The 13,888-nt window shown below is 28.5% G+C and carries 15 protein-coding genes; 7 read left to right on the top strand and 8 right to left on the bottom strand.

From position 1 onward, the window contains the following. The first annotated feature begins 8 nt into the window (after positions 1-8). The 3 genes from GCL60_RS07385 to GCL60_RS07375 are packed head-to-tail and all read left to right on the top strand — an operon-like array spanning position 9 to position 3,011. Complete coding sequence (locus GCL60_RS07385; RefSeq protein WP_153419754.1) at positions 9-677, top strand: site-2 protease family protein; 669 nt, start codon at positions 9-11, stop codon at positions 675-677. A 2-nt stretch (positions 678-679) separates the two neighbouring features. Continuing rightward, positions 680-1,744, top strand: a complete 1,065-nt coding sequence (locus GCL60_RS07380; protein WP_153419752.1) for a hypothetical protein — start codon at positions 680-682, stop codon at positions 1,742-1,744. Beyond that, the gene (locus tag GCL60_RS07375; RefSeq protein WP_153419750.1) at positions 1,737-3,011 is read left to right on the top strand and encodes a site-specific DNA-methyltransferase; all 1,275 of its coding nucleotides are present in this window, start codon (positions 1,737-1,739) and stop codon (positions 3,009-3,011) included. The genes GCL60_RS07380 and GCL60_RS07375 overlap by 8 nt, the downstream gene beginning before the upstream one ends. Here GCL60_RS07375 and GCL60_RS07370 read toward each other — a convergent pair. Further along, positions 2,915-4,282, bottom strand: coding sequence for a tetratricopeptide repeat protein (locus GCL60_RS07370; RefSeq protein WP_153419748.1), 1,368 nt, complete (start codon positions 4,280-4,282; stop codon positions 2,915-2,917). The genes GCL60_RS07375 and GCL60_RS07370 overlap by 97 nt on opposite strands. A gap of 105 nt (positions 4,283-4,387) precedes the next feature. On the opposite strand from GCL60_RS07370, the gene GCL60_RS07365 reads away from it, so the two are divergent. After that, positions 4,388-5,215 carry a chemotaxis protein CheX gene (locus tag GCL60_RS07365; protein WP_153419746.1) on the top strand — a complete coding sequence of 276 codons (828 nt, stop codon included), beginning with the start codon at positions 4,388-4,390 and terminating at the stop codon, positions 5,213-5,215. Between the two features lie 30 nt (positions 5,216-5,245). Here GCL60_RS07365 and GCL60_RS07360 read toward each other — a convergent pair whose 3' ends face one another. The 3 genes from GCL60_RS07360 to GCL60_RS07350 all read right to left on the bottom strand — a co-directional run bounded on the left by GCL60_RS07360 (position 5,246) and on the right by GCL60_RS07350 (position 8,917). Beyond that, positions 5,246-6,169, bottom strand: a complete 924-nt coding sequence (locus tag GCL60_RS07360; protein WP_153419744.1) for a flagellin N-terminal helical domain-containing protein — start codon at positions 6,167-6,169, stop codon at positions 5,246-5,248. A 214-nt stretch (positions 6,170-6,383) separates the two neighbouring features. Further along, on the bottom strand, positions 6,384-7,343 hold the full coding sequence (locus GCL60_RS07355) for an NAD(P)H-dependent flavin oxidoreductase (protein ID WP_153419742.1): 960 nt from the start codon (positions 7,341-7,343) through the stop codon (positions 6,384-6,386). A gap of 98 nt (positions 7,344-7,441) precedes the next feature. Beyond that, positions 7,442-8,917, bottom strand: a complete 1,476-nt coding sequence (locus GCL60_RS07350; RefSeq protein ID WP_153419740.1) for an L-lactate permease — start codon at positions 8,915-8,917, stop codon at positions 7,442-7,444. Positions 8,918-9,312: 395 nt separating this feature from the next. Between GCL60_RS07350 and GCL60_RS07345 the strand changes: the two genes are divergently transcribed. Beyond that, positions 9,313-9,612 (top strand): hypothetical protein, encoded by a 300-nt coding sequence (locus GCL60_RS07345; protein ID WP_153419738.1) that lies wholly within the window; start codon positions 9,313-9,315, stop codon positions 9,610-9,612. 49 nt (positions 9,613-9,661) lie between these two features. Here the strand turns inward: GCL60_RS07345 and GCL60_RS07340 are convergent, their stop codons facing one another. Next, a complete protein-coding gene (locus GCL60_RS07340; protein WP_153419736.1) occupies positions 9,662-10,345 on the bottom strand; it encodes a DUF2461 domain-containing protein in 684 nt (227 codons plus the stop codon). A gap of 231 nt (positions 10,346-10,576) precedes the next feature. On the opposite strand from GCL60_RS07340, the gene GCL60_RS07335 reads away from it, so the two are divergent. Both GCL60_RS07335 and GCL60_RS07330 read left to right on the top strand, forming a co-directional pair. Continuing rightward, a complete protein-coding gene (locus GCL60_RS07335) occupies positions 10,577-11,044 on the top strand; it encodes a hypothetical protein (RefSeq protein WP_153419734.1) in 468 nt (155 codons plus the stop codon). 171 nt (positions 11,045-11,215) lie between these two features. After that, positions 11,216-11,935, top strand: coding sequence for a DUF1275 family protein (locus tag GCL60_RS07330; RefSeq protein ID WP_153419732.1), 720 nt, complete (start codon positions 11,216-11,218; stop codon positions 11,933-11,935). Between the two features lie 44 nt (positions 11,936-11,979). On the opposite strand, the gene GCL60_RS07325 is transcribed toward GCL60_RS07330, so the two are convergent. From GCL60_RS07325 to GCL60_RS07315, 3 genes are read right to left on the bottom strand one after another with little or no spacing between them, the layout of a single operon-like run. Beyond that, positions 11,980-12,180 carry a hypothetical protein gene (locus tag GCL60_RS07325; protein ID WP_153419730.1) on the bottom strand — a complete coding sequence of 67 codons (201 nt, stop codon included), beginning with the start codon at positions 12,178-12,180 and terminating at the stop codon, positions 11,980-11,982. After that, a complete protein-coding gene (locus GCL60_RS07320; RefSeq protein WP_153419728.1) occupies positions 12,177-12,995 on the bottom strand; it encodes an enoyl-CoA hydratase/isomerase family protein in 819 nt (272 codons plus the stop codon). Before GCL60_RS07320 ends, GCL60_RS07325 begins: the two co-directional genes overlap by 4 nt. Continuing rightward, the gene (locus tag GCL60_RS07315; protein WP_153419726.1) at positions 12,995-13,831 is read right to left on the bottom strand and encodes a hypothetical protein; all 837 of its coding nucleotides are present in this window, start codon (positions 13,829-13,831) and stop codon (positions 12,995-12,997) included. Before GCL60_RS07315 ends, GCL60_RS07320 begins: the two co-directional genes overlap by 1 nt. Positions 13,832-13,888: the final 57 nt, after the last annotated feature.

The raw sequence follows: 13,888 nt of genomic DNA, 5'->3' as shown, positions 1-13,888 counted from the left end.
TTTATATAATGAGTTCTAATCCTGAGTTTTCAATTGCGATCGCGTTACTTAAATATTTAGGTTTTTTAATTGCTATTACAATGTATCAAGCTGGAATTGCTATAATGGCAAAAAGAAAAGGAGATAATTCTTTTCAAACAACACAGCTAGCAACATTTAATCCAATTCCTCATATTGAAATTGTGGGAACAATACTTTTTCCTTTTATTTCTATTTTAGCAAATTTTCCATTTGTTTTAGGTTGGCCTAAACAATTTCAAATTGATACAAGATATTTTAAAAAACCAAAGCTAGATGTGAATATTATTTATCTTTCTGGTGTGGGTATCAACTTTTTAATTTCCATAATATGCATGCTTACCTTAAGATTTTTTTTAGGAGGAAGCATAACGCCTTCTCCCGCATTAGATCTTTCCACTCCAGATAAATTAGCGCAACTCATGCTTTCAACAATTGGTTTAACAAATATGGTCTTAGGCGCTTTATTTTTGTTACCTTTACCTGGTTATGCTGGTTGGAATATTTTAATTAATAATGTAAGTTATAATACAGCTAGAAAACTTCAAGAAAAAGCAATGATTATCTCTATTGTTGGAATGATAGTTATTATTTTTGGTTTTTTAAATATATTTTTTAGTGCTTTTATGTATCTATTTTTTGCTATTTCTGGATCATAATAATGGCAAAAGATCTTATCTACTCTATATATAGTCATTCCGATGCCGACGGTGGAATTGCAGCCGCATTATTTTCCAAATTTATTTATAATAAATTTGGAAAATTTGGGTGGACAACGGATATTCAACCCGTAAATCATATTTCCTCTCAAGGTGATTGGAGTTTAAAAGAAATCAAATGGCCCTGTGCGATTTTAGATTTCACTTTACATCCTTCCTTACTTAGCAATCGTTTTTTTGCAGCTAAAAGCGCTTTAGAAAAAACCTTAGGTCAAAATAAAAAAATTCCAGATTGTTATTGGATTGACCATCATCCAACAGGCTCGAGTTTTCCTTTTTTAAATGAAAATAATACTTCTGAAATCATTCCAAATGTAATTACAAAGTGGGATACGAACGCAATAAGTACTCCCGGTTTATTAAGAACACATCATCATGAGCTGGAATTTCCAATTAAATTTATTAAAGAATACGAAGAGTTTATTGATTTGGCTGAAATTATAGATGGGGCTTTATATGTAAGCTGTGAAGCAGCGCATGATTATTCATCAAATTCAGTAAAGTTACAAACACTGTTTAGCCCAAGTCATTCTATTATAGATAAAGTAGCACTTTACAAAAAACTTGTAAGACAAATTTCAAAAAATCCTTCAGTAGAAGATCTTTTTGATTCCGATTTTCTTTATAAAGCTATATTAAATCATGAAGAACAATCTTTTAATAAACAATACCGTTCCTATAAAAAATCAACTCGTTTAGAAGGTAAAGTTGCTTACGCAAATTTTGTAGATAGCAAAGAATATGCAGGTATGGGAAGGTTTTTACCATATATGTTATTTGAAGATGCTAATTATGCTTTACATGTATTTCCAAGTTTTAATAAAAATGGTTCTTCTTTATCATGTGGTATTAATCCTTGGAATAAACCTAAAGACTCTTCAAAACATTTAGGAAATTATTTTGCTAAGAATTTTTCTGGAGGAGGTCATGCTTTTGTGGCAGGAGGAAAAGTAGCAGAAGATGAGTTTTTTAAAATTGAAAAGTTATTAGAGTATTTAAATGAGTAACTTTTTAGATATAGAATCTAAAAAACAAATTCCTTTAAATGATGTGCTAAATTCCGTTATTGAAGGAGATAACCTTCAAGTAATGCAAGAGCTAATCACATATTATGAAAATAAAATAAAATTAATATATATCGATCCTCCTTATAATACTAAAAGAAAATTTATTTATAATGATAACTTCGGCTCTCATCAAAATTGGGTAGAAATGATGAGACCTCGTTTAGAAATTGCGCATAAAATATTAAAAGATGATGGATTTATTTTTGTAAGTATTGATGATAATGAAGTTCATTATTTACGTATATTAATGGATAAAATATTTGGTGAAGAAAATTTTCGAAATTGTATTATTGTTCCTAGAGGAACAAAAAATGTTCAAGCTCAATTTTTATATTCAAATAGCATTGCTATAGGTCATGAATACGTTCTTTTTTATAGCAAGAAAAAAGATACAAAAATAAAAAAATTTGAAATCAATCGCTCTTTTAAAAAAGCTGGCACTTGGAATAACCATTGGCGCGGAACAGATAGGCCAAACTTAAGATATGAGCTTTTTGGAATTTTTCCTAAAAAAGGTCAGTGGAGATGGTCTAAAGAAAGAAGTTTAATTGCCATTCAAAATTATGATTCATTATTAGAAAAACTAAATAAAACAAGTGTTGAAAAGGGAATTAAAAATCATGAAATAGATAATTGGTTTTCAGAACAAATTTTAAATGGGAAAAAAATAGATCTTTTAAGGCTTGGTAAAACAGGAAAACCAGAACATTATGTTCCTTCTAGTGAGACAAAGTTAGGTAATGATGTTTGGATGGATATAAATATTTCGGGAAATAAAGATTTAAAAAAAATTTTAAAAAATAAACATTTTGATATGCCAAAATCAGTAGAATTAATTAAAAGAATAATAAAAATTGTTACATTAAGTAATAGTAATGATATTATTTTAGATTTTTTTGCTGGTTCTGGTACCACAGCGCAAGCTACATTAGAATTGAATAGAGAAGATAATGGAAATAGAAGTTTTATTTTAATTCAATCACCTGAAAAAATATCGGATTCTTTTTTAATTTCATGTGATAAAGAAGATACAATTTCTAAATTAACATACCAAAGAATTCAAACATTTTTAGAACAAAATAATTTAAAAATAAATATAAAATTTTTAAATCAATCCATACCAAATGTAATAAACTCTTCTTCTGCAGGAGGAGGTGGTGGTGCTTTAACTTCATCTTCAAATCCACCCATGATAAAAGTCATTTGATCTCCTGTAAGTAAACACTTAGGAGAATCTTTCTTTACTTCACCAGGAGCTGCTGCTGGAGTTTGTGCTGGTTTAGCTGCGGCTGCAGCAGAAGGAGCTTCTTTTTCAAGTTTTTCCAGTAGATTTTTTGCTTTCACATAATCTTTAGGGCCTTTTTCAACCGCTTTTTTTGCATTTTCAATTGCCTTTGCTTTATCTCCTAATTTTGAATAAGCTAATGCAATGTTATAAAGTAACAAATATTCTTTGTCAGGCATATCTAATACTTTAATTGCATTTTTATAAAGTGAAACACCTTCACTATATTTTCCTGATTTAACTAAAAGAACGCCTTTATTATTAAAAAAACTTGCTAATTCAGCGCCTTTTTTGAGATTTGATAATACTTTTTTACTTTCTTCTGTTTTCCCTTGAGTAGCTAATGCTCTTCCTAAACCAAATGAAGCTCTATCATCTGTAGGATTTAATTTTAAAACATTTTTAAAATTTTCTTCTGCTTTATCTGCATCCCCATTTCCTAAATTTAGTTCACCTAGGACTAAAAGTCTTTCTACATTATGAGGACTTAATAATTTTGCTTTTTCAAGAGCTTTCATAGCTTCTTCAAATTTATTATTTTTAATATGAACTTTAGAAATAAGATTTAAAGCAGGAATATGATGCGGGTCAATTTTTAAAATTTTATTTAAAAATTCTTCAGATTTTTTTACATCATGTGCTCTTAATAATAATTCAGCATAAAGTGTTAAAAAACGAAGTGAGTTAGGTTCTTTTTTTAATCTTGGTAGTAAAAGTTCTTCTGCCCTTTTATATTTTTTTTCTATTAATGAATTTTGGAATTCCTTTTGAAAGTTTCTATCACTTTCAGGATTTTTTTGCTGTTCTTCCAATTCTTCAAATCTTTTAAGGAAATCTTTTTCAGCAATTGGTTTCGTTAAAGTTTCATAAAAATTAAATTCAGAAATAATTGCTTTGTCTTCTTTTCCAATACTTCCAACTAAAGGAATACAAAAACAATCTCTTATTTTTTTATTTTCGTGAGTTTTAATGAATTGAACTAAAGCAATCCCAGAAATAACAGGCATTCTTACATCTACAAAAATGATATCATAAGCTGTTACATTGGATTCTAATTCTTTAATTGCTGGCTCTGCACCAGGAAAACCTTTATAGTTTTTCTTTCCCATTTTCTGAAATATTTTTTCCATTTGTGAAAGAACGTCAGGATCGTCGTCAACAACTATGATGTTATTGAATAAAGATTGCGTCATTTTTCCCCCTTAACACTCCTTCAGATTTTAGCATAGCTATTCGATACACTTATATGTCAGTTAATTGCTACCACTCTCTGTTAGGACGAGAGGTATGAAAGAAGGATGTCGGCTCAAAACCCATTAGAAAAAAAGTTAGACCGTTATTATGAGGATATTATTGATAAAATAATGGAACTCATTGAAACTCAAAAAAACGTATTGGGTGAACAGAAAGAGCTTAAAAAAGACATAGCAAAATTAAAGGAACATGTTCTTGAATCTCATGCTGAAATAAAACAAATAGATACAAAAATTGATAACTTAACAAAAATTATTGGCTCAGGTGGGGGTGGTGCAAAAGGCGGCTCTTATTCATCCAATTCATATCAATCAAATTCTTCTGGAACAACTCGTGTTTCTTCAGGAAAAGCAGCTGGGGGGCCTCCAAAAAGTTTAAAAGATTTTTTAGCCACAGAAGCGGCTATTTTTGATGTCAAAGTTTTGAATGCTTTTATTAAATCAACAAAAGAAATCGTCAAAACAAATACAAGAACAGAACCTTCTTTTTTAAAGCCTGTTGTTGGAGAAGATGTACATTTACAAATTGTTGTTGCAGGCAGAATGCAATTGGCTAGAGATAGTGGCAAGGGAACTATGGCTTTTTGTATGGAATTACTATCAGCACAAGCAATAACACGAGCTGTATTTATGTTGCCTGAAGATGGAAAAGTTTCTGATGCAGATATAAAAGACGTAACAAGCGAGATATGTAATCAGATATGTGGAAAATCAAAATTAGCACTAAAAAATGAAGGATATAGTTTTGATATTGGGATTCCTGAAATTCATCAAGGTGAGCCAAAAGATTTAATTGCTGTGTTAGGGCTTCCTAAGATATCTTTATTTTTTGCTTATAATAAATTGCCATTCTATGTTTTATTTTGGGGATAAAATAAATATATATCCCCAAAATATTAAGTGTTACCCTAATAGACGTAACGCTAGAGATGGAATTTGATTTGATTGAGCAAGCACTGAAACACCAGATTGTTTTAAGATATTTGTTTGTGCAAGCTTAGCTGTTTCTTCTGCAAAGTCGGTATCACGAATACGGCTATTTGTTGCAGCATTGTTTTCAGCTTGGATACTTAATTGATTGATAGTTGAATTAAGACGACTTTGGATCGCACCCATTGAGGAGCGGTATGAAGAAACTTTTGTAATCGCTTCATCAAGAACATTAATTGATTTTTGAGACATTTCTTTTGTGGCAACACTGGACATTTCATCATCTTCAGATGTACCAAGGTTTAATCCATCTTCATTTACTGTTGCATTCACATTGCTAAAGTCGATACGTATGATGTTGGTTGGGTTTGGATTGTCTTTGCTATCTGCGGATTCAAAGTAATTTTTACCAACTTGGATTTCTAATGGAAATGTATTTGAGCGTTTTTTTATTTCTTCGTCAATATCATCTTGATCACCAACTAATAGTAACGTTCCGTTAAATTCAGTTGTTTTTGATATACGATTGATTTCGTCTTTTAATTGGCCAAATTCTTTATTAAGAAATCCTCTTTCTGTATTACCAATTGTATCACTTGCTCCTTGAATAGAAAGCTCACGAAGACGAGATAATATATTTCCAATTTCATTTAATCCACCTTCGGCTGTTTGGATTAATGAAATACCATCATTTGCATTTCTTCTTGCCATTACTAAACCACGATAATCTGCTCTTAATTTATCACTAATTGCTAAACCAGCCGCGTCATCAGAAGCCTTATTTATACGGAAGCCTGATGATAATTTTTCCATGGAAAGATTATTCATATCGTTGCTTATTGTTAAGTTACGTTGTGCATTTAAAGATTGCACGTTAGTAGCTATACGAAATCCCATAACAGTTAGCCTCCTAAACCTTTAACTTCAGCTCTGCAATTCACAAAAAATTAAATTTGCAGAAAGACTTTTTTTTGACACTGTCAAAATTACTTTAACTTCATCGTGTCAAAAAAAATTCTCTTTAGTAAATTTTTCACCAATTTATTTTGTATTTAATGTGTATATGTAAGTAATTTTTATATTTTATATTTAAAATTATGAATGTATAAATTCAAAAAAATATTTTTTTGGTTTCTAAATATTCTTGTGTTAACTTATTTACTAATTTAGAACAAGATAAAATTTCTTTTATTTCTGAAACAATTTGACCAACTTCAAGTTCACCTTCTTCAATATTTCCATTTAACATTCCTTCTTTTGCACGGCCCTTTCCTAGAATTTCAATTAATTCATTTTTATCAGCACATCTATCTTCTGCTGAGGCAATTTTTTTTGAAAATTCATTTTCAAGTAAACGAACAGGTACGTATTTTTTCATTCTTAAAAAGGTTGAATTAAAGCGTGCATGGCACATGGCATTTTTAAAATTTTCATGTGCTGAGCTTTCTATTGTAGCTGCAAAAGCAGTGCCTATTTGAACTCCTTCAGCGCCTAATGCCAAACAAGCGAGAATAGAGCTTCCTGTGCCAATTCCCCCAGCAGCAATCACTGGAATTGAAATAAGCCCCTTTATTTGTTGTAAAAGCACGAGTGTGGTTATTTCATCTCGCCCATTGTGACCACCCGCTTCAAACCCTTCTGCAACAACGGCATCGACTCCCGCATCTTCACATTTTTTTGCAAATTCAGGTGTGCTAACAACGTGTACAACAGTACATCCTTCTTTTTTTAAAAAAGATGTCCATGTTTTTGGAGAGCCTGCACTTGTAAAAAAAATTTTAACCCCTTCATTTAAGGCAACTTCAATTTGATCTTTTGTTTTATCATAAAGTAACGGAATATTTACCCCAAAAGGTTTTGTTGTTAGGGTTTTTGCTTTTTGAATATGATGCCTCAGAAGATCTGGATTCATGCTTCCAGCTCCAATAATACCTAAGCACCCTGCATTTGCACTTGCAGCAGCTAATTTGCCACCACTTACCCAAACCATCCCTGCTTGTATTATTGGGTTTTCAATATGAAACAAATTTAAAATTCTTGATTTTGGCCAAATTGATGTATTGTTAGGCATAAAAAGCTCCTTTAAAATAACAAAATGCCTTTAAACTTTCTAATTCTTTCTTATGCCATAAAATAATCACTGATACTATATTCTATTAACTAATAAATTTAAATAAAATAATATAGTAAAATGGTTGTAATTAAAATAGAACAGTAAATAAATAATGCTATTTTTAATCCAAAATAAAGGAGGTCTTTTTCTTTGATAATGATTTCATTTTTATTATTAAAAGAACTATTAGCTATAGTCATAATTAATATTATAATTGGAAGTGATGTAAAGATAATATGTCCAGCACTACTATTTTGAACTGCTGAAAAAAGTAATCCATTTCCTAATGATTCTCCAATTTTTTGTTGTACATTCATAATAAGAACATTACCTCCTACATTTGATCCAGTAATAAAACCGCTGATCATTCCAAATAGAGGTAAAGTTATTATTTTAAAAATTCCAGCATCCCAATTTTGTAAAGTTTTTGAAATTTCTGAAACCATATTTGATTCATACATAATACGTGCTAATAAAATAAACATAAATAAACTTGAAATAGCTATTTTTGTTTTAACAAAAATCATTTTATTATCAATTGAGATAGGATTTATAAAATATAAAATTAAACTTGATATAAATAAGCTAAAACCAGGGCTGATGAATGGATTAAAAGAAATATTTTGATATTGAAATTTTATAATATTTTCAAAATAATTGTATAAAAATGGAATTCTAAAAATAATAATTACAATTAATAATAAAATATATGGAAAAATAAGTTTTGACATCCCTTTTATTTTAAAAATAAAATCGGTTTTATTTTTTTCAGATAAATAAAACAATATCAACATAATTAAACTTGTTACAATGCCAGTCAAAATTCCTGCAATTTCGGTAAGTCCAATGAAATTAAAGCTAAAAAGTAATGCTGCAAAAAGTAATCCCTGGCCAATGCCTAAAAACCATTTACGTTTTATTAATTCAAATTTTCCTATAACATACAAAATTATAATTCCAATTAATGGAAAAATTAAAAAGCTAACGAGAGAGCTCATTTTTCCAAGATCATGAGTGGAATAGCCTGTTAATTTAGAACCAATAATTGTAGAAATACCAAGAGTCCCCCATGGAATTGTGTTTAAGCTTAGCATTGATAATTGGAAGGCTTGCATTGGAGAAAATAATTTAAAAAATATTGGAATTCCTAGGAGTAAAGATATTCCAAAGCCAGTAAAAGATTCTAGTGCAGGAAGGATACCTAAAATTAAAATTAGTGATTTTTTTTCATTATCAAGCGGAAAGTTATTTATAGATAATACAAGATTTTTTAAAATGCCTTGTTTATTCAATATTTCATTAAAATAAAGACCCGGAATAATTACAAATGCAACTGTAAGAGTGATAATAATGCTTATCGCAAAAGCATTTGTTATAATTTCTTGATTTATATTGAATTTTGAATATGAAATTATTAATAAAAATGAATAAATTATACCTATTAAAGCTGAAAAAAATGCGCTTTTTTTAAAATAAAAAATAATTAAAATACAAATTAATAGTGGGCTTAAAGATAAAAAAAAGGATAGCAATTCAAACCTCTTATTCTAAAATTATAATATTGAAGTAATGTTATAGAGGAAGATTAAATTTTTTTAATATCCTCTATTTAAATTTTTTTCATTAAAATTTCAAATCGTCAAGAAATTTTTAAAAAATATTAAATATACGTATTATAATAAAATTAATATTTCATGAGTTACAATTGTTTTAAATAAAAAATACTTATAATTATAAATTAAATAATTGACAAATTAAAATTTATAAATTAATAGAGTAGAAACGGCCAAAAAACATATATTATTATAAGGGAATAAAGAAGAAAAAAATTATTTTTTCTTCTTTAATGTTACTTTCAACTTCAGCTTTTGCTCATAACTTACCAGTTAATTCCTCTTGGTCTAGCGACTACTTACCTGGTAAAGGTATGTATAAATTAAATGTAATTTCAAGTGAAGAAGTTCAATTAGTGGAAGATAAAAACACATGTGGTTTTGATCAATTAGGAAATCTTTCTTTTTGTACTAGAATGGCATTTTTCCCTATTGAAGGTTTTTTAGAGGTTCTTAAAATTCGTGCGCCAAGAACAACTTTAGTATATAGTTTAGTAAATAGTGAATTTAGAGTTTTGCATAGTACAGTAGATCAAGCTAATGGATTTATTCGTTTACAAAAAGTTGACAATCATGGAAGTGTTGTTGATTCTATCAGATTATTTAAGGATTAATAAAATAATGTATAGGCGTTAAATATAATAATTTTATACGCCTATTTTTTTATTTAAATTTTAGTCCTACTGAATTTGTTAAAAAAGATACAAAATCAGACGAAAGTTCTGTTAATTTAATAATTTTTTTTAATAGATCCGGACTCATAATTTCTTCTTTAGTTAATAAATGATCAATTACAAAGTCTTTTCGAATTAAATCAATTTCAACTTCTGAACAATCTAAAAATTCTTTTGGTAATTTTTTTAAAGAATTTCCTTTCATCTCAAAATTTTCTTTAAATGATTTTTTATTTTTTATTTTTAACCAATCATCTTGATTATCAAAAATAGATTTTCTGATTTTCCCACATGTTAATGTATCTGGATGCCAAATTCCTGCACCAAAAAAACATTGATTCGGTTCTATATGTAAATAAAATCCTGGGGAAGTATAATCTTTTCCCTTATTATGGCGAAATTGTGCAGAAATCCATGTTTTATAGGGTTCATCCCTATTTCCAAATCGAATATCTTTATTAATTCGGAATAATGATCCTCCAGATTTTTTTGCAATGGCTTCATGCTGCGGTGCTATTTTATTTAAATAGGGTTCATAGTCGACAATAAATTTTAAAAATGGATTTCTAACGTATTCTTCAAATTTATCTTTATTCAAGTGGAACCATTCTTTATTATTATTTCTCTTTAATGCAGATAAAAAAGTAAATGTTTCTTTTGTAAAATAATTCATATTTAACCCTTTTAAAATTTTAGTTAAGATCTGTTCTAAATAGAATCATAATCTTTTTATCAATTTGAATAAAAAAATTAAATATTTATTTAAAAAAACTCAATAAAAATCAAAAAAATTGTTAACTTGATTATTTATTCATAATATATTATGAGAATTAAGCTTCATTTTTTTTTCTTAAAAGTGTGTTGAATATTTTTGTTTTTTTATCTCTTAAGGAGAAGTTATCTTATGAATCTTAAATATATTTTAGCTGTTAGTTCGTTACTTTCTATTACTTCAGCTATGGCTTTAGGAAATGATACTTTCCAAGTAAAAAATCTAGATTATCCAAATTCAGTATACTATAAAATTCAAAATAAAGATAATGGCGGTTATATGCATGGCAGTCTTGATGCGGGAAAAAATTCTGGAGTTGTTAATTTTGGATCTCCCGCTGAAATTAATAAATTTAAATCGTATGAGCTAACAGCAAAAGATGAATCTAATAAGGATCCTTTAACAGGAGCAACAGATAAATGTTCCTTTATATTACGAAGAGTAAATGCTGATCTCATTACATTAGATAACAATACTTGTTCACCAGATCATATTAACATAGAATATAATCTTTCAAACCAAAGATTAACAGCTTTAGTAAAAAAAGCTCAGCTAAAGTCAGCAAAATCTGAATCTTCTGATAAAACTACTGTAAAATAATTCCATATCTACTTATAATTAAATTCAAAGTTTTTTTAGGAATACCTTTGAATTTTTCTTATTTAAAAATCGCTTTCAATTTCTTTGATTCTTTTTTAGAATATCAATCATAAAAAAATTATAATTTTTTATGAAAATATTTAAAATTTAATAATTTTTGGAAAATGATATATGGAGAAAAAAAGATTTTTATATTTTGGAGATTTCCCTTCTGAAATTTCATATTTACTTTGTTTTGTTGGCGGTTGTACTGATTGCATCAGTTTTATTTTATTGTTTCATTCCTTAGTAGGATTTATGACAGTAAATACATTGTATGGAGTTGTTGGATTTGCTCAAAATGCAGTAAGTTTTGCATCTCTTTATCATTTATTAATTGTTATTGTTTTCGTTTTTTTTGTCCTATCTCATCAAATCTATAAACAAATATATTCAAAATCAAAGCATCTTCAACCTCAAAAAGAACTTTTTCATGCATTTTTTACAAAGTGCATTTTTTATTTTTTATTTATGGTAAGTGCTCATATTTTGTATAAGTTAGGACATTTAAAAGAAGCTAATATATGGGCATTAATTGTTGTTTCTATTGCTTCGTTTTCAAGCTATATTCAAAATTACAATATTAAAAGTGGTCATCCTATAGCAATTTCAACAGCAGCAATGACAGGAAATTATGTATCTCTTTTGTCAGAATTAGCTCAAACAATAATAAATCCAAAACAATTTAAATCCAAAAAAAATGTTTTAAAACATCATTTATTTGTACAAGCTCATTTTTGGAGTGGAGTTATAGTAACATGTTTGTTAAGTAAATATTTTGATTTTTTGAGTCTAATAATCCCATTTTTTGTTTTAGTTTATTTGACGTTTAGATCTTGGAAAAAGATTTAATCTATTGTTATAAATTTACGTGTCACCAAATAAAAAATAAATTTCTATTTATTATCTTCTTTTTTATCTGTCTTTTTTTCTTTATTTTCAGAGGTCAATTTTTTTTCCGCTTTTCTTCTAGATACTTCTTGATCTATATAACTGGGAGAGGTCGCAAAAAAGGGCTCTGGAGCTGCTTTATAACCACAGCTCATGAAAAATAGAGATAAAAATAATACTATAAAGATTTTTTTAAATTGAATCATTTTTTCTTTTTACTCGATAAAAATTTATGAATTCTTATTTTGTGCTCATCTTTTAGAAAATATTTATTAAAAATATGGGTGTCATATTCTTCTAGATCGGTTAGATTTTCAATATTTTTTCTATTCATTAACTCTTCAATTAGATATTTTGGGCAGTCTAAAATATGATGAACCCATTCATCTAATGCAGTTTGACAAGCTTTTTTAGTGTTAAATTCTTTATCTACTAAACCTAAATTTAATAATTGTGAATTATCAAATTTTAATTTACCTAAAATTATAGAAGAAACCTTGCGAGGACTTAGCTGAGGACAAAGTTCGGTTAAACGTAACATTCCGCCCCAGCCAGTAGGTATTCCAAATTTTGTTTGAGTAAAATGAAAATCATAAGATTTTCCTATACCCCATCGGTAATCTGTCGCAAGGGCGAATTCGACTCCTCCTCCAAAAGAAGGACCTGAAAGTAACGTAACAGAAGGGGCATTTGTTGAATGAAGGAGTTTACAAAATGCTTTGATAGATGAGGAATAGTATTTACAAGCTTCAGGTTCATTTTTTTCTAATTCAGAAAGATTCCCTCCGCTTGAAAAAATACCCTCTACATCCGATTTGACGACAATTAAAAGACAGTTTTGCTCGTTTATAAATTTCTCAAAAAGGCTAGGATTCCCATTTTCTTCAATAGTAATACTTTGCATAATTGAAGACATTCTTAAACTTATTGCATTTTTTGTTGTTGCGCTATTTAACGTAACAAAGCAAATATTATTTTTTGCTATGATAGAAAATTCTTCGCCATCAACAAGTTTTATCATTAATTTATTCCTGATTTTAAATTTGCTAATTCAGCATCTACAGTGTCTTTATTAGATAAATTTGAGTTTGAATTTGCTTTTGGTAATGAGGCAAAAGGATCATTTTTTATTGCTACTTTATTATCAGATATTGCATTGTCAAATGCAGATAAATGTTTGGATCTTGATCCAGCCATTTGTAATTCTTTATCAAGATCTGTTTTTTCTGCACCAGTTAATTCTGTTGAAAGTTTAGCAACAGCTTTTGATTTTTGTCTTGCATTGCGAATTGCTTCAAGATTTTTAGAAGAAGAGTCAACTGATAATCCTGAAAGACGATCGTTTAATTCTTTTATTTTTTGGGAACTAATAATATCGGCAACAGTTTCTGCTTCTTCTTTATTTAAAGAGTCAATTTGAGTTTGTAATTCAAGTAATCTAACCTTGTAACGTTCGATTGCTTGTTGCTGTTCATCTATTTCAGCCTCAAGTTCTTTTACTCTTTGCTCATTTTTTTCGGATTTATCTGCAAGTTGTGCATAAGCTGACTTGTATCTTTCATCCGGATTTTTTTTGTAAAGTTCAATAGCTCCGGCCATTTTTTGTTGAAGTTCTTCGCTTTCTTTTGAAATTTTTTTAACTTCATCTGATTTCATTTCGCGAATTCGAATAAGTTCTGCAACGGCTTCACGCATTTCTTGATAATCTTTGCTCCAATCTTCTTTTGTTTTTCGGAATTGAGAGCGAATGGCGTCTGCATTTGATGTTACCATTTTATCTGTCATACGTTGGGTTTTTCCTTCAGCAAGACCAAATACACTGGAGAAAAAACGCCCTAAACTATTAAAAAAACTCATAAATTACCTCCAAAATCCATATCACATCAAACTCAATTAAATACGAGAGATGTTCGT

It is taken from the genome of Silvanigrella paludirubra, from assembly GCF_009208775.1.
In the GTDB taxonomy this organism is placed as follows: domain Bacteria; phylum Bdellovibrionota_B; class Oligoflexia; order Silvanigrellales; family Silvanigrellaceae; genus Silvanigrella; species Silvanigrella paludirubra.
Note: the sequence above shows the minus strand (reverse complement) of the source record. Positions and strands in the feature narration are given on the sequence as shown.